Origin of the sequence: Burkholderia latens, from assembly GCF_001718795.1 — a bacterium.
Classification (GTDB): Bacteria; Pseudomonadota; Gammaproteobacteria; order Burkholderiales; family Burkholderiaceae; genus Burkholderia; species Burkholderia latens_A.
In genome coordinates, this window is the sequence record NZ_CP013438.1 from 1,580,200 (window position 1) to 1,602,020 (window position 21,821).

Here is a 21,821-nt window from a genome sequence, read left to right on the forward strand (position 1 = left end):
TGGACCATGTCGGGAACTTGAAGTCGCCACCGTCAGGGTTGTCGATCTTCAGGCGGCCCATGAGTTCGATCTTTTTAGCCGTACTTGGTGCTTATTGAGCGCCAAGTGATCGATAGACTTCCTTTTTAATTGATTGATACGCGTCTGCGCGTATTGATGCATCATTGTTGCATGTGTGATGCGAAATCTTCCTCTTCATTTTATATATTACGATTCCCGCAGAAAACGTTGGGCCATCATCCGTCTTAACGGTTCTGTCGTACAAATAGTACGTGTAATCCAGCCGTGAAAATCTAATGTGCGCCTCCCCGCCCCCCCCGCGTACGAAGCATTGGAAAAATAAAATACGTCTCTCTTGTTTTCTTTGTTATCAGCAATCTGAAAATTTATCTTTCCACCCATCCCGTTTCGATAGGCCAGAGCCCCACTTTCTGCTGATTGACAAAGCGATGACACGGATTTTTCAAGTTCGCAGTTGAAGATCGTCGCTTCTTTTTCGGTGCACAATCCTTCGGCGTGTGCGATCGCCGAAACAGCGGCAATAATCGAAACCAAGCTAGCCGGGCAAGCATTCATAAATTGATCCCCAGAAATGCCTAATGGAGGTGCAACCTTATTGTAACGACCACGCCGATCGGCATATCCATTTTGACCGCCATTTACGATCTTCGTTACGTCGGCGACAGCACCATTATCAGAGGCCGAATTTAAATTATTTCTCGCCCAAAAAACGAAAGCAGACTCGACGGCATATTCCACCTTGCGGCTCACGAGATACGCGCCTGATTGCTCACCTTCGGCCAACAGACGGTAGACCTCATGCTCGTCGGTGAACTGTGCGGAAGCCTCCGATTGGCCCCGTCCCTTGCGCGGGAACGGAAACGCGAACGGCAACGGCTTCAGCTTGGCTGGCGTCGGAGTTGGTGCCGGCGTGGGCGGCTTCTTCGGTGCTGGTCGGCTTGTCATGATTGAACTAACTCAGAAAATCCGAAGTTCGTTGCGTTCTTCACATCTGTGTCCCGGCTGACGAGGCAAGGAGGACCGCTCCACACGGCGTGTGATCGCCATCGCGCGACAGCGGTGTGGTGCCATCCTTCATCCTGCCGCTGCCTTCGATGATTTCGTTGTCACCGTGGATCGGGCACGAAACCCTATCGCCAATTCGGGCCGCCCGGCGGCCCTTCACCTTGATGCGATCCGAGCCGGTCAGGATCTTGCCGCCGTGGCTCGTTGCATCGCCTTCGTATGCGAGATTTTTCATTTGGCATTTCCCCTCGGGAATGACGATTTAACGCGGGAACCGACGCTTAACCCTTGAGCAATCGATCAGATTAATCGTCGATATTTACTTCGCCTTATCTCTCCAGTACCTTTTGACATCTGCGGCCGTCTTATATCGAAATTGAGCCCCCCTTCCTTCGACATAGCCATCGACCCCAGACATTAAATCATCTCGCGAAACACGCTTATTTTCCACCAACACCCCATTTTCATCAAAATGATAGGCATATACCTGATAAAGTCGTCCATAGGTGCCATCGCCACGATTATTTATATCCCATGCAACAATGGAAAACACATTGATGCGACCACGCAGACGCATATAAAATATCGACTCGACCGTCGGCATTCCCCCCTCAATCGAGTATCGCGCAAATTCTGTTTTTACACATCCGCGCTTTTTTGGCTGATAAAGATCGAGAACCAGAGGATATTCGGTGGTGCCACTCCGGATAGAAATTCTTGAGTTTGTTGCCAGTGCAGATGCATCTAAAACATTGTTCTTTACGTCTACCATCGGGCAATCGGTGGCACGTTCAGCACCGTACCCGCTGAGCGGGAAAATGAACAACATCGCGCTCACCACCAAGAACTTGGGAATAGACATTTTACGCCACCTCTTTGGGGAGCCCAAGAATTGGGGCTACGTTGTTATATGCAGTCAAGCGTTCGGGATATCCAATTCCGCCACCGTTTACTGCCTTCGAAACCGCACGAACATCCCCAGAATCCGCAACTCCGTTTACATCTCTCGTGACGGCCCAAAAAACAAAGGCCGACTCGACACCATATTCCAAATCACTAAGAACAAGATCTGGATTTTCTACGAAATCGCGCTGATCATCCGGGAATCGTCGATTATGCTCATCTGTGAGCACCATGTAGTTGCTTTTGAATGTTGTTTGTATCAATCCCCTGCCGCGATATTTATAGCCATCGCCAGACTCCTCGTTTCCATTTTTGTACCGATCCGCATAAACATAGCTTGCGAGATTTTTTGGATTATGCTCGTACTTGCTTGTTTCGGTCCATAATTTTTCCCGCCTCCGTCCAAAATTACAGACAATCTCACCCGACACTTCGTTATAGGCCTTTTTCCCTTTTGGCGGAGCATTGCACCCAAAAATCTGCTTCATTCGTCTCGCCGAATATGAAAGCCCCTCTTCGACATTTTTAAAGCCGCTTTCGACAGCAATCTGTGAGAGAAAATGGGCGATCCTTCTCGGAGTGGTGACTTCATAACCTTTCGCGTACTTATTGAGCGATGGGAGAATCTGCCGGTGATAAGATTCGCTACCATTCGGATCAACGGCAGCGAGCATTTCAAGTGTGATAATTCCGAGTTCTTGTGAAAAATTCGCCACCAACGCAACCGGATGAATATGAAAAACCTCCGGCCCCGGGAAATCCGGCACACCGGCCTTTACCTCATCCCACCACGCGAGCGCCTCGATCCGCTTCAGCTCTTCCTCGTGCTGCGGCTTGGCCCCCGTCTGCTGCTCCAGTTCGGCGATCAACTGCTTCCACTTCGACGGGTTCGCCCATTCACTTTCGTGCTTGACAATCAACCGGGATGCAACCTGCATGAGCCACGGATACCCGCCACGCTCTGTCTGCGCCAGCGTGCACAGCTCATCTACCGCCTGCTTGCCATCGCCTTTCATGAACAGGGCGTCGTACACCTTGAGCATCAAAGGGTTGAGCTTCGAACGCGAAGCAAGGTCGGCAACATCGGCGCGGCTCGCATAATCGACCCACTGCCGAGCCGTCTCAAAGATCGTATGCGCCGGATTGTAGGTATCCGCCACCGGCTCGAAATCGACCCACTTCTGCGCGAATTCCCGTGTCACCCGCCCGCCCGCGTGATTGAAGTCGCACACCCAGCCCTCGATCGGTTGGCCTTGTGCGTTCACGCCGTCCACGTGCCACCAGTTCACCGGGTAACCGGGATTGGGGTTTGGATGCGGCTCGGGGATACGCCGCTTCGGGTCACGCGCCAGTTCGGCAAGCGAGTACACCTGAACGGCGTCCGTCTTTCTTGACTGCGACTCAGCGCCTTGGATGAATTTATTGTCACGGGTGCGTTGATACAGCACCGTGCCCGGCTCGATCCGCAGGATCGTCGGCTCGGATGGCAGCCCCAATTTCGTCCAGTCCTCCTTGTGCGGACCGTGCTCGTTGACCCATGCACGCCCCTGCTCCAGGAACGACTGGATGCCGTCGTCGCAGAACACCTCGATGTGCGCCATCCGGGTTCCGGACGTGCGCTCGTCCAGCGAGTCGTAGCGGCCAAGGTGACCTATCAGGTCACCCGCTTTGACCGGAATGCCTCCATCGCCTTGCGGATTGCCCTTTGTACACACCTGATTCGCCGTCACGATCACGCGGTCGAACATCGAATCCGGGTAGATCTCCTCGACAAGCGGTCCGCCATTTTCCTGGCCCAGATAAATCCAGCCACCGACGGCACGGGATGGCTCGACGTATCCGCCTGCTTCACTCGGATACAGCGATGTCCCATTCAGGTCCGTCAGTTGGCCGAACTCCTGTCCGTGCACCTTCATCTTTTTGCCGATGCTCACGCTCACGCCTTCCGTTGCGCCCTGACCCGCTTCATTCTGCTTCATGGTTCTCTCAGTCCCGTTTCGTATGGCTGTGTGGTTGCGTGAGGCGGTGGAGGCCCTCTTCGGCCGACTGCGTTCAGGCATGACCTTCCTGTTGTGTAGCGGCCGTCACGATCTGTGACAGTTCGCCACGAAGCTTTTCGGTGAGGCGCTTGTCCTTCAGAATCTTTTCGAACTCGCGACGGAACGTGCCGTTGTCGAGCAAATTCGATTTGAGGTCGCGCAACAGATTGCGCATCGCCAGCATGGCTTGCAACTCCGGGATCTGGCGAGCAACCTGCTCCGGTTCGAAATCCTTCATCGAGCGGAACGAGAGGTTCACCGGAAGCTCCGATCCGTCGCCGGCCAGCATGTTCTCCGCGGACATCTTCAGATCCGGCGCATAGTCGGCCAGGACAGCATCGAAGTTGTTCTTGTCGATATTGACCTTCTTGCGCTCGGCAAGCGGCGCTTGCTCACGGCCCGCGCTGAAGTCGCCCGCAACGAGCAGCTTGAGCGGCAGCTCGACCTTCTTCTGGGCTCCGCCCGTATGCAAATCCAATGTAATGGACACACGGCTTTTCGGAATTTCTCTCTGAAAGCTATCCATTTGCAATCCTTATTTAGTGATGGTAAAGCCCGAGCAGGTGCGCGACGCGTTCGACACGATACTGAGTTCGTCATGCACATCACGCGGAGCATGCTCCGATCGGAGTTTCATCGTGTGGTTTCGGTTAGCACGACGAAATCGCTTGGCACTTATACTCGGTAAACACGACATGCGTCAAAGCATGTTGCACGTCTGCCACGCGCTCAAATGCAAACCAATTCAAAAATATCCGGTTTTATTTTGAGATTTAACATTTATCGACATTAATCGGGCCACCCTGGCGCTACGCTACCTGCCGCTGAGGCGCGACGTCCTTTCGCCCCATCACCATGGCGGTTTCAATATAGGACGAGGGTGGCACGTGTTTCGCCACCATCTCAAAATTGCCTCGACAATCTTTATCCAAATAATCAATTATTCAATAGTTGATTTAATGTATTTGACATTTTCGTGAGAGCGATTAGCAAATCGAAATACTTTGATATTTCACCGCGCGAGAAAGATTGTGTATATGTTATGCCCTCTTTCTTATAACGCACATTCAGACCATACTTATGCGGATCGACAAACCGCTCTGGTACGAGGGCTTGATCCTCTCGCAGCAGCATTTTCAGCAGCAGGACCGATGGACGGGGTTTGCGATGCAGCAGTTCGCAGCCGCCGCGCTCGCGCATCCCTGGGGCTCCCTTGGCGTCGAGGTCGACCAGGAGGCGCTGGCAGCGGGGCGTCTGAAGCTCACGCGGCTGAAGATGCGTTTTCCCGACGGTACGCCGGTCGATACGACGATGGCCGATGACGTTCCGCCCGCGCGTGACCTGACACAGGGCGTGCCGGCGGATCGTCAAAGCATCGTGGTGCTCGCCGCGCTCGCGCTACCGGATGCGAACGGCAACAACTGCCGCTTCGATGAAACCACGCTTGCGCGCCCGCGTCGCTCGTACCGCGAATTCGTCAAGGTCACGGACCTGAACGGCTCCGGTGAATCGGAAATCGCGGCCGAACGTCATGCGGTACGACTGCTGTTCGACTTCGAGTCCCATGCCGACGACACGGTCTGCGCGATCGCGCGGCTCACCCGAAGCGCAAGCGGCCAGTTCCAGGTCGATCACCGGTTCGTGCCGCCATGCCTGACGCTTGGCGGTCATCCGCTGCACGTCGAGCGGATCAATCGCCTTGCCGACATCCTGCAGGCGAAAAGTCTTGCACTTGGCGCACGCCGCAGCGAGCGCATCGAGCAGGTGGCGGAATATGGTGTGGCCGACGTTCAGCTTTTTTGGCTGCTCCACTGCATCCATGCAGCGTGGCCGCAGTTGCGGCTCTTTGCAACGCACCCGAATCGCTCGCCCGAGCACCTGTACGCAACGCTCGCGCAGTTGGCGAGTGCGCTCATGACGTTCTCGACCGGCGCGCAGCTCTCGGACATCCCGGCGTACGACCATGCGCGCGCTGACGACGTATTCGCACAGCTCGAATCGACGATCCGCGATCTGCTCGATGCCATCATTCCGTCACGTGTCATATCAATCGGGCTCACGCGCAAGACGCCCACCACGTGGACCGGCCAGTTCCTCGACGATCGCATCGTCGGGGATGCCGCCGACTGGTATCTGTCCGTGAATGCGCCGATTCCCGCGTTCGAGCTCGTTGAGCAATTCCCGCGGCTGTGCAAGGTCGGCGCGCCGGACGACGTGGAGCACATCATCAATTCAGCGTTGTCGGGCATACCGTTGAAAGCCGTGCAGCGCGTGCCGGCGGCGATCCCGATACGCCTGGACAATCAGTATTTCGTACTCGATGCGGCGAGTGCGGCGCACGTGAAGATGCTCGCCGCGCGCGCCTGCCAGATCTATCTTCCGGCGTCGGTACCCGATGCCGCGCTTGAACTCTACGCGGTGCTGCGCTCATGAACACGCTGACTTCCCGCCGCCCCGAACTTGCGCTGCTCGACTCGGTGACCAACGCTTGCGGCACACCGCATAACGGCATGCGCGATCTGCTGCGCGATACGGCATTGCTCGTGACGACCCTTGGCTCGGGTGGGATGGCGCACGATGCGGACGGACTGCGCTATCGATGCAGGCAGTTGATCGAGAATTTGTCGGAAGCACTGGCGCGACGTGGCTATCCGGATGACGTGCGCCGGGAGGTCTTGATCGCCCAGTGTGGCCTGCTGGACGAAACGGCACTACGCGCGCTCCCGACCGAATTGCGCGCCGACTGGGAACTGACACCGCTGCAGGTCGAGCAGTTCAATCTGCACGACGCCGGCGAGAGCGTGATCGATCGGCTGGAGGCGCGCATGCGGGAGGCTTCGCCGCGCGTCGACGTGCTCGAGTGTTACGCGGCGATCCTTGGCATGGGATTCGTGGGACGCTACGCCCGCGAAGGCGAAGCGAAGCGCACCGCGTTGATCGCATCGCTGAACGCCCAACTGGAGAAGCTTCGGCCTTCGTCGGCGCGGCCCTTCGTTGCCGATCGCGCGGGACGACGGCTTTCGGACTGGTTCTACCGGCTGTCGCCGTGGGCGATAGCCGGACTGGCCTGCGTCGCCGCGGCGACCGTGTGGATGATCTGGGCAGCGGCGCTGGATGCTCAGCTCGCGCATCTGCTGTCGGCACGGGTCGGTCAGCCGTGAAGTCCGACCTGCGGGTCCTGTCCGCCAGGCCGGCGCGCACGCCCGATGACGGGCACGAAGGGCTCGGGTACCCGCTTCGGATAGTGATCGTGTTCGCGGCTGCGCTGGCGCTCGCGGTGATCTGGCTCGTGCTGCCACTCGGCCGTGGCGTGACCTGGGCGCTCACGGCGCTCAGTGGAGCCGTCGTGCTCGCGCTGATGGCGTGGTTCACCCGCCGGCTGTCCCGCGCGCGCGAACAAAGCGCACACGTCCTGGCTGCACTAGGCGCGGCGACTGAGGATATTCCCGTCAGGCTGCGCACGCGTATGCGGCTCGTATTGGTCACGGGCGATGGCCTGCCCTCGTTGTTCAATCGGAGCGAAGAGGAGCGCTTCGCGCATGTCGGCGATGGCGCGATCTGGCTGCGTGTCGATCATCCGCAGGAGCTGCCGCGGCTCGCCGTCGCGGTCCGGCAATGGCGCGACGGTCGTGCGCCCGATGGTGTCGTACTTTGCGTTGCGCCTGCCTTGCACTCGGGGCCGGACGTCCTGACGCAGAAGCTGCGACTGGTGCGTCAGGCGGTCGCCGACGCGGCGCGCATGCTCGGCGCTCGCCTACCCGGTTACGTCGCCGTCTATCAACGGCTGACGGTCGAAGAAAATTCCAATGTCCCGCACGCGATCCCGGGTTTGGGAGCCGCTGCCAGCGCGCACCTCGCGACATCGCAATGGTATGGCGTTTCCTCGGCAACACGTCTGGTTGACACCGAACGCTTCGAGCCGGTGATCCGGGCAGCCGAGGATGAGGTCCAGCGCGCCGCGGGCGACCGGATGGTTGCCACGCGCGCAGCCGCCCTTGCGTCAATCGTTGGATGGACGCAGCGTGTCGTGATCGGTGCGCTTACGGACCGGCAGCAGCCGGCCACACCGTGGGCGCTGTTCGGTGCCGGCTGGACCGACTGCGGCCCCGCGGACCGCGGGGGCATTTCCTTGGGGCACGATTCGGGCAACCCTTGGCAACGCGATGTCGGGATGCAGACCGGCGTCGTGCCCGCTGGCGCGGCAGCTTCTTCGCTGCCGTGGCCGTTCCCGCAGCCGTTGATCGAGGCGATGCCGCGCCGGCACTGGTTGTCGCCGCGCATGGCGGCCTGCGCCCATGCGCTCGCGCTGCTCGCGTGCGCGGCCGCAGTGGCGTCTTGGGCGTCAGCAAAGAGCAACTCGGCGTTGCTGAACCGCATCGGCGCCGATCTCGGCCGCTATTCGATGGTCCCGTCCGCACACGACGCTGCGAAGCGCGACGCGTTGCAGGCGCTGGTCGCCGATCGCGATCAACTGGACCGGTATGCACGCACCGGCATTCCGCTTCGCCTGTCGTTCGGCATGTACCGGGGCAACCGTCTGATGCCGGCGCTCGACGACGCGATCGCCTCCTACGCGCCGCCGCCTCCGCCGCCCGCGGTCGTCACGCTCGACAGCATGTCGCTCTTCGACAGTGGGCGCGCACAGCTGAAACCGGGGTCGACACGCGCGATGGTCGGTGCGCTCGAGATGATCAAGACGCATTCCTCCAACGGGACTTCCTTCGGGGCGCCGGACAAGCGAATTCTCGTGGCCGGCTACACCGACAACGTGGGCAATCCGGACAGCAACCTGAAGCTGTCGACAGCGCGTGCGCAGGCGGTGCGCGACTGGCTGATCGACGCATCAGGCATCCCCGCCACGCAGTTTGCCATCCAGGGCTACGGCGATACACGACCGATCGCAAGCAATGACACACCGGACGGACGCGCCACGAACCGGCGCGTGGAAATCACGCTGGTGCCGGAGGTCCGAAGGACGACGCCGTGAAATGAAGCACAGGCTTTAAGCCCCCGGAGCGCCCGCTTCGGGATTCTGAAGCTCGGGGGCTGGCTCCGGGCGGTTGTCGCAGTACGTAAACAGGAGTGAAGCAATGGCAATTCCGGCCTATATGTGGCTCAAGGACGATGGTGGCGCCGACATCAAGGGCTCGGTGACGGTTCAGGACCGCGAAGGCAGCGTCGAGCTCGTCGCGTTCGATCACGGCGTGCACATCCCGACCGACGGCAACACGGGCAAGCTCACGGGTACACGTGTGCACAAGCCCATTACGCTGACGAAGGAAACGGACGCGTCGACGCCGTACCTGTACAAGGCCGTGACGAGCGGCCAGACATTGAAGTCGGTCGAAATCAAGTGGTACAAGATCGACGACGCGGGCAAGGAGAAGGAGTACTTCAACACGAAGCTGGACAACGTCAAGATCGTGGCCGTCAACCCGGTGATGTACGACATCAAGAACCCGGACTACGAGAAACACAACCACCTCGAGAACGTCGAACTGCGCTACGAGACGATCACCTGGTCGTACAAGGACGGCAACATTATCCACAAGGACACCTGGAACGAGCGTTCCTGATAACCGCACCTTGTAGTGGGACTGGCGCGCTGCTGCGGCCGGTCCGTTTTACCAGCTCGCGATCCGGGCTGACCTTTTTCTACTTCGGAGCGGGCCACAGGCTGTCGCCCGCTCTCTTCTGCGACCCGGCTTCCGTCATGACCCTGCGCGATACGACCCATCTGTTTCGTCGACTCAACCCGTACTGCGCGAAGGCGCTCGGGGCGGCTGCAAGTCTTTGCCAAGGACGGCTCTCGGGCGAGGTTACGGTCGAACACTGGCTGTTGAAGCTGATCGAGGCCGGCGACGGCGACATTCCCGCGATTCTGCGGCATTACCGGATCGACATCGATGCGGTCTGGGACGCATTGATTGCCGCGCTCGAGCACCAGCCTCGCAACCTGCGCGGCAAACCGGCGCTGTCCCCGCAATTGGCGACCGTGCTTCAGGATGCATGGCTTCACGCCACGTCGGAAACCCACGACCAGGCCATCCGCTCTGGCCACCTGCTGCAGGCCATCGTCGACGTGCCGCACGTGCTGCGTGCGCAGAATGCCTGGCCGCTGCTGTCGATCAGCAGCGCGCAGATCCAGCGGCTGCTACCGCGTCTCGGTCATCGGTCGTGCGAAAACAAGCTGGATGACGTGGACGCTGGAACGGATGACGAGGCGCTCGCCCCGGCCGGCGAAGTCCGGCCCACAGTGGCCACGGGCAATGACACTCGAATGCCCGCGCCTCAGCGCACCGTGGAAGGAGACGCGCTTGGCCGCTTCGCGATCGATCTGACCGACAAGGCCCGTCGCGGTGACATCGATCCCGTCTTCGGCCGCGATCGCGAGATCCGGCAGATGGTCGACGTGCTGGCGCGCCGGCGCAAGAACAATCCGATTCTCGTCGGCGAACCGGGCGTGGGCAAGACGGCGCTCGTCGAAGGCCTCGCGTTGCGCGTCGCTGAAGGCAGCGTGCCCACCGTCATACGCGACGTGCGGATTCTCACACTCGACCTCGGTCTGCTACAGGCAGGCGCCGGCGTGAAGGGAGAGTTCGAGCAGCGCCTGAAGAACGTCATCGAAGAAGTACAAGCCTCTGCCGTGCCGATCCTGCTCTTCATCGACGAAGCGCACACGTTGATCGGCGCGGGTAATGCCACCGGCGGCGCCGACGCCGCGAACCTGCTCAAGCCGGCGCTCGCGCGCGGTGAGTTGCGCACGATCGCGGCCACCACGTGGTCCGAATACAAGGAATTCTTCGAGCGTGACGCCGCGCTCGAACGCCGCTTCCAGATCATCAAGGTCGACGAACCCGACGATGACGCGGCGTGCCTGATGCTGCGGGGTCTCAAGAGCCGCTATGCACAATTTCACCACGTCCACATCCGCGACGAGGCGCTCGTCGCCGCGGTGAAACTGTCGCGCCGCTATATTCCGGCACGGCAGTTGCCCGACAAGGCGGTCGATCTGATCGATACGGCGGCCGCGCGCGTGCGCATGAGTCTCGAGTCTCCGCCCGCGGAACTCCAGCGCGCGCGGGCCGCGGTGTCGGCGCTCGAGCTCGAGTACGCGACGCTGGAAGACGACGCGCGCGCAGGCATTGAGCACGCGCAGGCGCGTCGTGCGTCGCTCGAGGTCGCGCTCGTGAACGCGAAATCGGAACTGGCGGATCTGCAGAGCCGTTATGACAGAGAGCTCAAGCTCGTTCAGGCGCTGCATGAGCAACGAGAGGTCGAGCCGTTCGAGCGCGACGGCGCTTCTTTGGTCCGCGCGCGGCAGGCGCTTGACGGCGCCCAGGGTAAAGCTCCGTTGGTCTTTGCCGATGTCGACGCGCAGGCGATCGCACGCGTCGTCGCCGAGTGGACCGGCGTGCCGGTCGGCAACCTCGTCGACGATGAATTGCAGAGCCTGCTCACGTTCGAAGCGCAGCTCGCCACACGCGTGGTCGCACAGGACGACGCGCTGGCTGCGCTCGCCGAGAGCCTGCGCACCGCGAAAGCGGGGCTCAAGAACGAGCACGCGCCGCTCGGTGTGTTCCTGCTCGCAGGACCGTCCGGCGTCGGGAAGACCGAGACCGCGCTCGCGCTCGCCGACCTGCTCTTTGGTGGCGAAACGGCGCTCACGACGATCAACATGTCGGAGTACCAGGAATCGCATACGGTGTCCCAGCTGAAGGGCTCGCCCCCGGGTTACGTCGGATATGGCCGTGGCGGGATTCTGACCGAAGCCGTGCGCCAGCGTCCCTATAGCGTCGTACTGCTCGACGAGATCGAGAAGGCACATCGCGACGTGCTGGACATCTTTTACCAGGTGTTCGATCGCGGCATGATGCGCGACGGCGAGGGGCGCGAGATCGATTTCCGCAACTGCGTGATCCTGATGACGTCCAATCTCGGCAGCGCGCAGATCGACGAGGCGACCACCGACGATCCCAGGATTGCGCAGGCCGCGCTGCTGGACGCCATTCACCCGCAGCTCGTCGCACACTTCCAGCCGGCCCTGCTTGCGCGCTTCCAGACGCTCGTCTACCGTCCGCTGGACGCAACCGCGCTCGCCTCCATCGTGCGCCTGAAGCTCGCGAAGGTTGCAGACCGCCTGCGCCGTCAGCACGACGTCGAGCTGACGTGCGACGAGTCCCTGATCGGTGCAATGGCCGAGCAGTGTCTCGCTCGCGAATCCGGCGCGCGCAACGTCGATGCGTTCCTCAACCAGCGCATCCTGCCGACGGTGTCGCGCGAGTTGCTCGCGCGCATGGCCAACGGCGCCGCGCCGGCGAAGATCGTGCTGTCGAGCTCGACCGAGGGCAATCTGACGATCGATTTCGTCGACCGCGACACGTCGGTGGACGCCGCGGCGGTCGCGCCGGTCGTCGCATAACGGGAGCGACGCCATGCCGGCCGGACCGTCTCTCCATGACATGCTGCTCGGACAAATCGGTGGTGAACCACTCGATGCCCACGACGAGCGGACGCTGGAATGCCTGAGCGTGCAGCAGAACGTGCGCCGCATCCTGAACACGCGTGCCGGTGCGCTGAAGCACCTGCCCGACTACGGCCTGCCGGATCTGACCAACATCTACAAGGCGCTGCCGGCGTCCGCCCACTTGCTGAAGAGCCAGATGGAGGCGACGCTGCTGAAGTACGAGCCGCGCATCCGGGCGATCGATGTCGAGATCCTCGCGAACGACGATCCCGGCGTGCTGGCAAGTTTCGAGATGACCTGTCATCTGAAGAGGGCCGGGCTCGTCCGATTCGGAACGTACTTCGCGCCACCGGGCCGCATGCGAGTAGAACATAGGCCGCACGCAAATGCCGGCCGCTAGCATGTGCTCGCGGAGATGTCCCGCCTCTGAGCAGAACATCGGAATGCGCCCGGCCTTCCGGCAGCCCCAACCGCGCCTCGGCCATTTCTTCCTCGAACTCGCAATATAGGGCGTGATCGTCGTACGGGCTCGCGGCGTAGAGCTGCGTCCACGACATCGACGCATGTTCGAGTTGCCGCTTCAGGAATATGACGGCCATTCGCGCATCCCCGCGCGGTGCAATCCCGCGAACAGCCGCCGCCACAATCGTCAACACTTTCCTTACAAACGCAAACAAGAACGCTTCTCATTTAATAAAAAATTACATGGAATGCGCATCTGAAAACAAATCGTAATAATCCCCGGCGGCATGCACGTTTTCGTACCGCGTCGTTGCCTGGGGACCACACCGCGAGGTCGATGCGCATCATGAAGTCCCGTCCTGACGAGCTGAAGCTCGGAAAATTCACCACCCTGTGCAGCGTGCTGGCCGCGAGCCCCGCGTTCGCAGACGGCACGCCGCCGCCCGCCCCCGTCGGCACCGACGGCCATCTGGCGCCGATCGAGATCCAGGGAAAGACCGAGCATAGCTACAAGGCCGACTTTTCCGCGTCCGCCAAATTCACTGCGCCGCTCGTCGACACCCCGAAGTCGGTCACCGTGATCCCGCAGGAACTGATCCAGAACAGCGGCGCGGCGACGCTGACCGAAGCGCTGCGCACGGTGCCCGGCATCACGTTCGGCGCCGGCGAAGGCGGCAACCCGCTCGGCGATCGCCCGTTCATTCGCGGCTACGACACGCAGGGAAGCATATTCGTCGACGGGATGCGCGACACGGGCGCGACCACGCGCGAGATCTTCAACACCGAGCGCGTCGAGGTCACGAAGGGCTCCGACGGCGCCTATGGCGGCCGCGGCGGCGCCGGCGGCAGCATCAACCTGATCACGAAGGCGCCGCACCTCGGCACGACGGCCGCGGCAAGCGCAGGCCTCGGCACCGACCGCTATCGCCGCTTCACCGCCGACGGCAACTGGCAGTTCGCCGATCACGCGGCGTTCCGCCTGAACCTGATGAGCCACAACAACGACGTCGCCGGCCGCGACGCGGTCAACAACGAGCGCTGGGGCGTCGCGCCGTCGATCGCGTTCGGCCTCGGCACGCCGACGCGCGTGACGGCGAGCTACTACCACCTGTCGACCGACGACCTGCCCGACGGCGGCATCCCGTACTTCTATACGACGTCGAACAAGCCCGCGAACGTCGGCACGATCTATCCGGCGCCCGTCGATCGCCACAACTTCTACGGCCTGATCGACCGCGACTTCCGCAAGACCACGTCGGACATCAGCACGATCAAGATCGAGCACGACCTCACGCCGAATCTGACGGTGCGCAACACGACGCGCTACACGGAATCGACGCAGGACTACATCTGGACGCAGCCGGACGACAGCCAGGGCAACGTCGTAAACGGCAAGGTCTGGCGCCGCAACAACAACCGCAACAGCTCGATCAACAGCGTCGCGAACCTGACCGAGCTGTTCGGCGAATTCCGCACCGGGCCGTTCAAGCACAGCTTCACGACCGGCATCGAACTGTCGCGCGAATGGGGCAAGCGCGATTCATACACGGTCGCAACGGATACCGGCAAGATCTGCCAGAACGGCATCGGCGCGGCGTCCGGCTACAACTGCACGAGCCTCTGGTCGCCGAACCCGAGCGATCCGTGGGCCGGCTCGATCACCCGCAACAACGACTACGCGCATGCGCGCACCACGACCAAGTCGCTCTACGGCTTCGACACGATCGAGCTCACGCCGCGCTGGCAGGTGAACGCCGGCGTGCGCGTCGACGACTACTCGACCCGCTTCACCGATACCAGGGCGAACGGCGGCAAGACCTATACGCGCGACGACACGCTCGTGAACTGGCAGGCCGGCCTCGTGTTCAAGCCCGCGCAGAACGGCAGCATCTACGCGTCGTATGCGACGTCGTCGACGCCGGCCGGCATGCTGCTCGGCGAAGGCAGCGAAACGCAGTCGCTGACCCCGGGCCGCGGCGGCGTCGGTCCTAACGCCGACCAGATGGCGCCCGAGAAAAACCGCAGCATCGAGCTCGGCACGAAGTGGAACGTGCTGAACGACAAGCTGTCGCTGACGGCCGCGCTGTTCCAGATCGATACGACGAATGCACGCGTGACGCTGCCGAACAACCAGTACGCAATGGTCGGCAACAAGCGCGTGCAGGGCCTCGAACTCGGCCTCGCGGGGCAAATCACGAAGCAGTGGCAAGTGTTCGGCGGCTACACGTACATGAAGAGCGAGTTGCGCGACAACGGCAAGGACGCCGCCAACGACGGCCACCGGTTCCCGAACACGCCGAAGCACAGCCTGACGATGTGGTCGAACTACGACGTGACGCCGAAGTTCACCGTCGGCGGCGGTGCGTTCTACATGTCCGAAGTGTTCGGCGATCCCGCGAACCTGCGTGCGGTGCCATCGTACTGGCGCTTCGATGCGATGGCGCAGTACCGGATCAACAAGAAGCTCGATCTGCAGCTGAACGTGAACAACCTGTTCAACCGCACGTATTTCGATCAGGCGTATCCGGCGCACTACGCGTCGATCGCGCCCGGGCGCTCGGCATTCGTCACGCTGAACGCGCGGTACTGATCGATGGAGGCCGTATCGCTGAAGGCGCTCGCATCGGTGTCGCCGCGCGAGTTCGCCGACATCCTGGCCGGGCCGCCCCAGCGCGCCGCCGCATGGATCGCGGCGGCCGCAGAAAACGGCATCGTCGAAGCACAGGCCGTCTACGGACAATGCCTGCTCGACGGGCATGGCGTCGCGCGCGATCCGGCCGCCGCATTCGGCTGGTTCCGGCACGCGGCGCGCGCCGGTCATCCAATGGCGATGAACATGCTCGGGCGGTGCTACGAGCTCGGTTGGGGCACGGCCGCGTGCGCGCCGGTGGCCGTGTACTGGTATCGGCTCGCCGCGCAGGCCGGGCTCGATTGGGGCATGTACAACTACGCAACGGCGCTCGCGCTCGGCAACGGTATCGACGAGAACCGCGCCGACGCGCTCGACTGGCTTCGCCGTGCGGCCGCGCTCGGCCACGCGAAGTCGATCAATCTGGTCGGCGGCTTCTACGAGGACGGCTGGGTCGTGGCGGCCGATGCCGACGCCGCGTTCGATCACTATCGCCGCGCTGCCGAGGGCGGCGACTTCCGCGGCCAGTTCAACTATGCGCGGCTGCTCGTCGAGCGCGGCCGCATCGACGAAGCGCTCGTCTGGCTCGCGCGCGTGCCGGCCACCGCGACGCCCGCGTTCGTCGCGAAAATGCACGCGTATCTCGCGTCATCGCCGCTCGACACGTTGCGCGCGGCGGCGGCGCAATTGCCGTCTCAAGAAATGGAATTCGAATCATGATGCTTCATGTCCCCGGTGTGCTGACGAAGGCACAGGTCGCGCAATGCCGCGCGCTGCTCGACGACGCCGAGTGGATCGACGGGAACGTGACTTCCGGCGCGCAGTCCGCGCTGGCGAAGCGCAATCGCCAGTTGCCGGAAGGATCGCCGGTCGCGCGTGCCGTCGGCGACGCGATCCAGGATGCGCTTGCGCAGCATCCGCTGTTCTTTTCGGCGGCGCTGCCACTGAGGGTCTTTCCGCCGCTGTTCAATCGCTATGCAGGCGGCGAGACGTTCGGCACGCATGTCGACAACGCGATCAGGTTGCTGCGCGGCACGGATTTTCGCGTGCGCAGCGATCTGTCGGCGACGCTGTTTCTCGCGGAACCCGATTCGTACGACGGCGGCGAGCTGTGCGTGGAGGATACGTACGGCGTGCATCGCGCGAAACTGCCGGCCGGCGACCTCGTGCTGTATCCGGCGTCGAGCCTGCATCGGGTGACGCCCGTGACCCGCGGCGAACGCGTGGCATCGTTCTTCTGGATTCAAAGCATGGTCCGCGACGACGGCGATCGCACGCTGCTGTTTCAGCTCGATACGCAGATTCAGGCGCTTTCTGCGGAGAAAGGCGCGAAGGATCCGATGGTCATCTCATTGACGGGGATCTATCACAACTTGTTGCGGAAGTGGGCGGATGCGTGACGGGCCGCAGCCCCCAAGGCCCGAAACGCAAACCGTTTCGCGTCATTTCTTTGGTGTCTCCGGCTTGTCCGGGTAGCAATATATCCGCTGCATTCCGCGCGCGTTGGGCAAGCGCCGCTGCACGCCGTGCCGGAGTCTGGCATATAGGCGTTTCGTCAGACCAAAGCGATCGCCACTCGCGGGAAGGGGGCGCATATGCAACGGCGCTGCGGTGCACCTGCGCGAAATGGGCGCCGGTATTTTCACTGCGAGCGCCGCTCAAGTTGCCTGCTCGACGACGCACGACGACGGTTTTCCCGATCCGGCAAGCGTGACTCGGCAACATCTGCACTTGCCGATCCGAGCCTGCTCCCGCACAATCGGGCCACCTGCGTCCCTCCTCCCCCCGCGCCGATGTCCTATGCGTCACTCGCCACCGGCGTCCTGCTCGCCGGCGGTCTCGGTCAACGCTTCGACCCAAGCGGTCTGCACAGCAAGCTGCTCGCGTTGCTTCCCGACGGCACGCCGGTTGCGGTCGCGGCCGCACGCCATCTCGCCGCGGCGACAGCCGATGTGATTGCCGTCGTGCGTCCCGGCGCCGAAAAACTCGCGATGTTGCTCAACGAAGCCGGCTGCCAGGTCGTCTACGCGCCCGACGCGATGCGCGGGATGGGCGCGAGCCTGGCGGCGGGCGTGCGCGCGACGCCGGAAGCGACCGGCTGGCTGGTCGCACTCGGCGACATGCCGTGGATCGCGGCGTCCACGTACGAAGCAGTCACGCGCGCGCTGGATGCAGCAGACGCATCGATCGTCGCGCCCGTCCATCGCGGCGTGCGCGGCCATCCGGTCGGCTTTGCCGCGCACCATTACGAAGCACTCGCCGCGCTCGACGGCGACATGGGGGCCCGCGCGCTGTTTGCGAGTGCGCCGGTGAACCTGATCGACGTCGACGATCCCGGCATCCTGCGCGACGTCGATACGCCGGCGGACCTGCGCTGATATCGGCGCACGGCAGTCAAACCGCGCATTGCGCACACCGGTTTGAGCCCGGATCCCGCGCAATGCATGCCGACGCCCGAATATCGGCGGCTACGCCGGTTCCACCGCGAGAATCGCGCTGCAAACGCTCGCCCGATTGCCTATAACGGAGACGAGGCGCGCCCGCCGCGCCACCGTCGTCACGCAAGCGCGAGTTCTCCATGGACCACACGACCCCGATGCCCGAACCCCCGGCCGACCCGAACCGGGATCCGGAAGACGACCCGCTGTCGCCACCCGCGCCGGGCCACCCTCACGACAACCCGCAGCAGCCCGACGGGCCGCCGAGCAAGGATCCGGTATAGCCGCGCGCAAGGCGCCGCAGCGCAGCCACGCTTTCCGGACTGGCCCGGCACGAACGGCCGATGCGTGGCCGCCGCCGGTCGCGCGTGCGTCACCGCGCGAGCGTGGGCTAGCGCGCCGTATACCCGCCGTCGATCGCCAGCGATACGCCGCTGATCATCGACGCCGCGTCGCTGAGCAGGAACAGGATTGGCTCGACGACCTCGGCCGGCTCCGCGAAACGCCCGAGCGGAATCGCCGCGAGCATCGGCGCGCGCTTCTCCGGCTCGCTCCACGCGAATTGCGCCATCGGCGTCAGCGTGACGGTCGGGTTCACGCTGTTTACGCGAATCCCGTGCGCGCCGAGTTCGATGCACAGCACCCGCGTAATCGCATCGAGCGCGGCCTTCGATGCGCAATAGCTCAGATGCGCGGGCAAGCCGACCAGCGCGGCCTGGCTCGAGACGTTGACGATGCTGCCGCGCGCGTGCGCGGCGCCGCGTGCGTCGCGCCCGATCATCTTCCGCGCGACGGCGCGTGCGACAAGCGCGGCGCCACGCGCATTGACTGCCATCACGCGATCGAACTGCTCGGCGCTGATTTCCAGCGCCGGTTCGAGCGATGCGATACCCGCACAATTGACGAGCGCGTCGAACGCGTCGTGCGCGGCGAGCGCCGCATCGATCGCCGGTTCGTCGCCGCCGACGTCGATGCGCACGACATCGCATGCAATCTCGCGCGCAAGCCCGTCGAGCGCGGCCGCATCGCGCGCGGCCGCGACGACGTGCGCGCCCGCAGCGGCCAGCGCAACCGCGCATGCGCGCCCGATTCCGCTCGATGCGCCGGTGACGAGCACCCGTGAACCGCTGAAATCGAATCGTGTCTTCATGATCACGGGCGCAACGCGTGCATGACCGGCATGAGCGCCGGATACAGCGTCGTATAGAGCGAGAAACGCGCGTCGTACGCGTGCGCGCGATCGGCATCGGGCCGCGCGCGTTCGGCGAGCGTGACCCAGCCTCCCTGCGCATCGTCGTGCGACACGAGCCCCACGCCGACGCCCGCGAGCAGCGCGGCGCCCATCGCGGCTTCAACGTCCTGCTCGATCGTCCATACCGGGAAACCGGTCACGTCAGCGACGATCTGCATCCACAGCGCCGAATGTGCGGCGCCGCCGACGACGATCAGCCGGTCGTCCAGCACCGCCGCGCCGCGCCGCCCGGCCTCGATGTTGTGCCGGAGCGCGAACGCGACGCCTTCGAGCACTGCGCGATAAAGATGCGCTCTCGTATGCGCGAGACTCAACCCGACGAACGCGCCGCTCGCCTTCGCATCCCATACGGGGCTGCGTTCTCCCATCAGATACGGCAGGAACAGCACACCGTCGGCGCCGGGCGGCACGCTCTCGGCCGCTTCATCGAGCAGCACGTGCGGATCGCCGTGCGGCAGCAATCGCGCCGCGTCCGTTTCCGCATGACAGAACTGGTCGCGAAACCATGCAACCGACGCGCCCGCGGTAATCGCGCCGCCGAACACGTACAGGTCGCGCTGCCCGTTGCACACGTGCGGCATGCTGACGAGCCCGTGCCGCGCATGGACGTGCTGGGTCACATAGCCCCAGCACATGCTGGTGCCAATCATCGCGACGTGCTGGCCCGTGCGCGTCGCGCCGGCCGCGAAAGTTGCGACAGCCGCATCGACACCGCCGGCGACGATCGGCGTGCCGGCGGCCAGACCCAGTTGTCCAGTCCATTGCGACAGCAGCCCGCCGACGACGCCGGTCGATTCGACGAGCCGCTCGGGCATCATCGTCGCCGGAATGCCGAGCATGTCGAGTGCGTCGTCGGACCACTCGCGGCGCGCGACGTCGTATACGCCGCCGATGTTGCCGGCCGAACTGTGATCGACGGCAACTTCACCGGTCATCAGGTAGATCACGTATGCGTTCGGCGGCAGGAAATAGCGGACGTTCGCCCATACGTCCGGCCGCTGCTCGCGCAGCCACAGCATCTTCGTGAAGCCGTAATAGCTGTCGACGCCGTTGCCGGTGATCGCGCGCAGGCGCTCGACGTCCACGTTCCCGTTCACCCAGTCGACTTCGTCGGTCGCGCGCCGGTCCATCCAGATCAGGCACGGATGGAGCGGCCGCATGTCGCTGTCGACGGGAATGCCGGAGCCGCCGTACAGGCTGCTCACGCACACCGCGCGAATCGCATCGGCGGGCACGCCGCGCTCGCGCGCGTCCCGCACGCAGCCGCCGATGCATTCGAGCACCGCGTCGACCCATACCTGCGGCCATTGCTCGGCCCATAGCGGGCGCGGCGTGTCGGGCCGATAGCCGGCCGCGCGGCGCGCGACGATCGTGCCCCGCCGGTCGACGAGCAGCGCCTTCGTGCTCTGCGTGCCGATGTCGACGCCTATGACGTATTCCATGATCTCTCCATTGACGCACGCGTCGGCCGTCAGCGCGCCGGTTTCAGCAGAACCTTGATCGATTCGGACGATTTCGCAACGCGGATCGCTTCGTCCCAGTCCTCCAGCGCGAAACCGTGCGTGACGATGCCCTTCGACGTGACGAGGCCGCGTGCGAGCAGATCGATCGCAATCGGATAGCAGTATGGCCCCAGGTGCGCGCCGCGCACGTCGAGCTCCTTACGGTCGCCGATGATCGACCAGTCGGCAGTCGTATCGTCGCCGAACACGCTGAATTCGACGAAGCGCCCGAGCTTGCGGATCAGCTCGAGTCCCTGGTTCACGCCGACCGGTACACCGGTCGTCTCGATGTACACGTCGCAGCCATAGCCGTCGGTCAGCGCGCGGACGATCTCGCGCGCGTCGTCGCGCTTCGGGTTGATCGTCACGTCGGCGCCGTATTGCCGAGCAAGGTCGAGCCGCTCGTCGATCAGATCGATCACGACGAGCTTCTTCGGCGTCTTCAGGTGCGCGACCTGCGTCATCATCAACCCGAGCGGCCCCGCGCCCGCGATCACGACGACATCGTCGAGCTGGACGTCGCCGCGGTTCACGGTGTGGATCGCGCACGACAGCGGCTCGATGATCGCCGCATCCTCGAGTGATACGCCAAGCGGAATGCGGTGCACGATCGCGGTCGGCGGAATGCGCATGTATTCGGCCATCCCGCCGTCGGCGACTTCGCGCTGGAAGCCGAAGATGTTGTGCACCTCGCACATCCAGTACTGTCCCGACTTGCAGTAGCGGCACTTGCCGCACGGCACGATCTGCTCGGCGATCACGCGATCGCCCGGCGCGACGCCGAAATGGTCGGCCGCGCCGTCGCCGAGCGCTTCCACGAAGCCGAAGAATTCATGACCGGGAATCACGGGCGCCTTGACCCAGGGGTTCGGGCCGCCCCAGAACATCTTCGCGCCCGTATAGCACTTGCAGTCGCTCGCACATATCCCGCACGCGGCAATGCGAATCACGAGTTCGTTCCGGCCCGCTTGCGGCTTCGCGACCTGTTCGACGCGGTAATCCTCGGGGCCGTGGCAAACCACCGCGGTCATGCGCGGCTGGGCTTCGGGTGTCGTCATGAGTGTTCTCGTTCGTTGGTAATATGGATGCCTGACGAACGGCGC

20 protein-coding genes are annotated in these 21,821 nt (G+C 63.1%); 12 read left to right on the forward strand and 8 right to left on the reverse strand.

Annotated features, from left to right (window positions below; all coding sequences use genetic code 11):
• Positions 1-207 precede the first annotated feature (207 nt).
• From WK25_RS31945 to tssB, 5 genes are all read right to left on the reverse strand, one after another.
• Complete coding sequence (locus WK25_RS31945) at positions 208-966, reverse strand: hypothetical protein (protein WP_174554700.1); 759 nt, start codon at positions 964-966, stop codon at positions 208-210.
• A 40-nt stretch (positions 967-1,006) separates the two neighbouring features.
• A complete protein-coding gene (locus WK25_RS26335; RefSeq protein ID WP_059547975.1) occupies positions 1,007-1,261 on the reverse strand; it encodes a PAAR domain-containing protein in 255 nt (84 codons plus the stop codon).
• An 84-nt stretch (positions 1,262-1,345) separates the two neighbouring features.
• Positions 1,346-1,888 (reverse strand): hypothetical protein, encoded by a 543-nt coding sequence (locus WK25_RS31485; protein WP_156789112.1) that lies wholly within the window; start codon positions 1,886-1,888, stop codon positions 1,346-1,348.
• A gap of 1 nt (position 1,889) precedes the next feature.
• Positions 1,890-3,908, reverse strand: a complete 2,019-nt coding sequence (locus WK25_RS26340; protein WP_174554701.1) for a glycoside hydrolase family 19 protein — start codon at positions 3,906-3,908, stop codon at positions 1,890-1,892.
• 73 nt (positions 3,909-3,981) lie between these two features.
• Positions 3,982-4,494: a type VI secretion system contractile sheath small subunit gene (gene tssB, locus WK25_RS26345; protein WP_040140381.1), complete on the reverse strand. Its 513-nt coding sequence runs from the start codon at positions 4,492-4,494 to the stop codon at positions 3,982-3,984.
• A 554-nt stretch (positions 4,495-5,048) separates the two neighbouring features.
• Here tssB and tssK point away from each other — a divergent pair.
• The 12 genes from tssK (at position 5,049) to WK25_RS31870 (ending at position 18,248) form a co-directional block, all read left to right on the forward strand.
• Positions 5,049-6,401 (forward strand): type VI secretion system baseplate subunit TssK, encoded by a 1,353-nt coding sequence (gene tssK, locus WK25_RS26350; protein WP_069243172.1) that lies wholly within the window; start codon positions 5,049-5,051, stop codon positions 6,399-6,401.
• On the forward strand, positions 6,398-7,129 hold the full coding sequence (locus WK25_RS26355; RefSeq protein WP_069243173.1) for a DotU/TssL family secretion system protein: 732 nt from the start codon (positions 6,398-6,400) through the stop codon (positions 7,127-7,129). Before tssK ends, WK25_RS26355 begins: the two co-directional genes overlap by 4 nt.
• Positions 7,126-8,955, forward strand: a complete 1,830-nt coding sequence (locus tag WK25_RS26360) for an OmpA family protein (protein WP_069243174.1) — start codon at positions 7,126-7,128, stop codon at positions 8,953-8,955. The genes WK25_RS26355 and WK25_RS26360 overlap by 4 nt, the downstream gene beginning before the upstream one ends.
• A gap of 103 nt (positions 8,956-9,058) precedes the next feature.
• Positions 9,059-9,544, forward strand: coding sequence for an Hcp family type VI secretion system effector (locus WK25_RS26365; RefSeq protein WP_069243175.1), 486 nt, complete (start codon positions 9,059-9,061; stop codon positions 9,542-9,544).
• 137 nt (positions 9,545-9,681) lie between these two features.
• A complete protein-coding gene (gene tssH, locus WK25_RS26370; RefSeq protein ID WP_069243176.1) occupies positions 9,682-12,390 on the forward strand; it encodes a type VI secretion system ATPase TssH in 2,709 nt (902 codons plus the stop codon).
• A gap of 13 nt (positions 12,391-12,403) precedes the next feature.
• Entirely contained in the window at positions 12,404-12,835 is a 432-nt protein-coding gene (gene tssE, locus WK25_RS26375; protein WP_069243177.1) for a type VI secretion system baseplate subunit TssE, read from the forward strand.
• A 163-nt stretch (positions 12,836-12,998) separates the two neighbouring features.
• Positions 12,999-13,157, forward strand: a complete 159-nt coding sequence (locus WK25_RS31865; protein WP_167432677.1) for a hypothetical protein — start codon at positions 12,999-13,001, stop codon at positions 13,155-13,157.
• Between the two features lie 86 nt (positions 13,158-13,243).
• Entirely contained in the window at positions 13,244-15,487 is a 2,244-nt protein-coding gene (locus tag WK25_RS26380) for a TonB-dependent receptor (RefSeq protein ID WP_069243552.1), read from the forward strand.
• A gap of 3 nt (positions 15,488-15,490) precedes the next feature.
• Positions 15,491-16,246, forward strand: coding sequence for a tetratricopeptide repeat protein (locus WK25_RS26385; RefSeq protein ID WP_069243178.1), 756 nt, complete (start codon positions 15,491-15,493; stop codon positions 16,244-16,246).
• The gene (locus WK25_RS26390; RefSeq protein ID WP_069243179.1) at positions 16,243-16,926 is read left to right on the forward strand and encodes a Fe2+-dependent dioxygenase; all 684 of its coding nucleotides are present in this window, start codon (positions 16,243-16,245) and stop codon (positions 16,924-16,926) included. The genes WK25_RS26385 and WK25_RS26390 overlap by 4 nt, the downstream gene beginning before the upstream one ends.
• A 393-nt stretch (positions 16,927-17,319) precedes the next feature.
• Positions 17,320-17,904, forward strand: coding sequence for a nucleotidyltransferase family protein (locus WK25_RS26395; protein ID WP_059544336.1), 585 nt, complete (start codon positions 17,320-17,322; stop codon positions 17,902-17,904).
• Positions 17,905-18,104: 200 nt separating this feature from the next.
• Positions 18,105-18,248, forward strand: a complete 144-nt coding sequence (locus tag WK25_RS31870) for a hypothetical protein (RefSeq protein ID WP_167432678.1) — start codon at positions 18,105-18,107, stop codon at positions 18,246-18,248.
• Positions 18,249-18,355: 107 nt separating this feature from the next.
• Here the strand turns inward: WK25_RS31870 and WK25_RS26400 are convergent, their stop codons facing one another.
• The 3 genes from WK25_RS26400 to WK25_RS26410 are packed head-to-tail and all read right to left on the reverse strand — an operon-like array spanning position 18,356 to position 21,776.
• Positions 18,356-19,114, reverse strand: coding sequence for an SDR family oxidoreductase (locus WK25_RS26400; protein ID WP_040141222.1), 759 nt, complete (start codon positions 19,112-19,114; stop codon positions 18,356-18,358).
• A 2-nt stretch (positions 19,115-19,116) separates the two neighbouring features.
• Positions 19,117-20,658 carry an FGGY-family carbohydrate kinase gene (locus tag WK25_RS26405; RefSeq protein ID WP_069243180.1) on the reverse strand — a complete coding sequence of 514 codons (1,542 nt, stop codon included), beginning with the start codon at positions 20,656-20,658 and terminating at the stop codon, positions 19,117-19,119.
• 29 nt (positions 20,659-20,687) lie between these two features.
• Entirely contained in the window at positions 20,688-21,776 is a 1,089-nt protein-coding gene (locus tag WK25_RS26410) for an alcohol dehydrogenase catalytic domain-containing protein (protein ID WP_069243181.1), read from the reverse strand.
• Between the last annotated feature and the right edge of the window lie 45 nt (positions 21,777-21,821).

What these genes read in the sequence shown, in the direction of transcription:
- WK25_RS26365 (WP_069243175.1), top strand. Translation starts at nt 9,059, where the DNA reads ATGGCAATTCCGGCCTATATGTGGCTCAAGGACGATGGTGGCGCCGAC.
- WK25_RS26335 (WP_059547975.1), bottom strand. Translation starts at nt 1,261, where the DNA reads ATGAAAAATCTCGCATACGAAGGCGATGCAACGAGCCACGGCGGCAAG.
- WK25_RS26340 (WP_174554701.1), bottom strand. Translation starts at nt 3,908, where the DNA reads ATGAAGCAGAATGAAGCGGGTCAGGGCGCAACGGAAGGCGTGAGCGTG.
- WK25_RS26380 (WP_069243552.1), top strand. Translation starts at nt 13,244, where the DNA reads ATGAAGTCCCGTCCTGACGAGCTGAAGCTCGGAAAATTCACCACCCTG.
- WK25_RS31945 (WP_174554700.1), bottom strand. Translation starts at nt 966, where the DNA reads ATGACAAGCCGACCAGCACCGAAGAAGCCGCCCACGCCGGCACCAACT.
- tssK (WP_069243172.1), top strand. Translation starts at nt 5,049, where the DNA reads ATGCGGATCGACAAACCGCTCTGGTACGAGGGCTTGATCCTCTCGCAG.
- WK25_RS31870 (WP_167432678.1), top strand. Translation starts at nt 18,105, where the DNA reads ATGGACCACACGACCCCGATGCCCGAACCCCCGGCCGACCCGAACCGG.
- tssB (WP_040140381.1), bottom strand. Translation starts at nt 4,494, where the DNA reads ATGGATAGCTTTCAGAGAGAAATTCCGAAAAGCCGTGTGTCCATTACA.
- WK25_RS31865 (WP_167432677.1), top strand. Translation starts at nt 12,999, where the DNA reads ATGTTCGAGTTGCCGCTTCAGGAATATGACGGCCATTCGCGCATCCCC.
- WK25_RS26410 (WP_069243181.1), bottom strand. Translation starts at nt 21,776, where the DNA reads ATGACGACACCCGAAGCCCAGCCGCGCATGACCGCGGTGGTTTGCCAC.
- WK25_RS26385 (WP_069243178.1), top strand. Translation starts at nt 15,491, where the DNA reads ATGGAGGCCGTATCGCTGAAGGCGCTCGCATCGGTGTCGCCGCGCGAG.
- WK25_RS26405 (WP_069243180.1), bottom strand. Translation starts at nt 20,658, where the DNA reads ATGGAATACGTCATAGGCGTCGACATCGGCACGCAGAGCACGAAGGCG.
- WK25_RS26390 (WP_069243179.1), top strand. Translation starts at nt 16,243, where the DNA reads ATGATGCTTCATGTCCCCGGTGTGCTGACGAAGGCACAGGTCGCGCAA.
- WK25_RS26400 (WP_040141222.1), bottom strand. Translation starts at nt 19,114, where the DNA reads ATGAAGACACGATTCGATTTCAGCGGTTCACGGGTGCTCGTCACCGGC.
- WK25_RS31485 (WP_156789112.1), bottom strand. Translation starts at nt 1,888, where the DNA reads ATGTCTATTCCCAAGTTCTTGGTGGTGAGCGCGATGTTGTTCATTTTC.
- tssH (WP_069243176.1), top strand. Translation starts at nt 9,682, where the DNA reads ATGACCCTGCGCGATACGACCCATCTGTTTCGTCGACTCAACCCGTAC.
- WK25_RS26355 (WP_069243173.1), top strand. Translation starts at nt 6,398, where the DNA reads ATGAACACGCTGACTTCCCGCCGCCCCGAACTTGCGCTGCTCGACTCG.
- WK25_RS26395 (WP_059544336.1), top strand. Translation starts at nt 17,320, where the DNA reads ATGTCCTATGCGTCACTCGCCACCGGCGTCCTGCTCGCCGGCGGTCTC.
- tssE (WP_069243177.1), top strand. Translation starts at nt 12,404, where the DNA reads ATGCCGGCCGGACCGTCTCTCCATGACATGCTGCTCGGACAAATCGGT.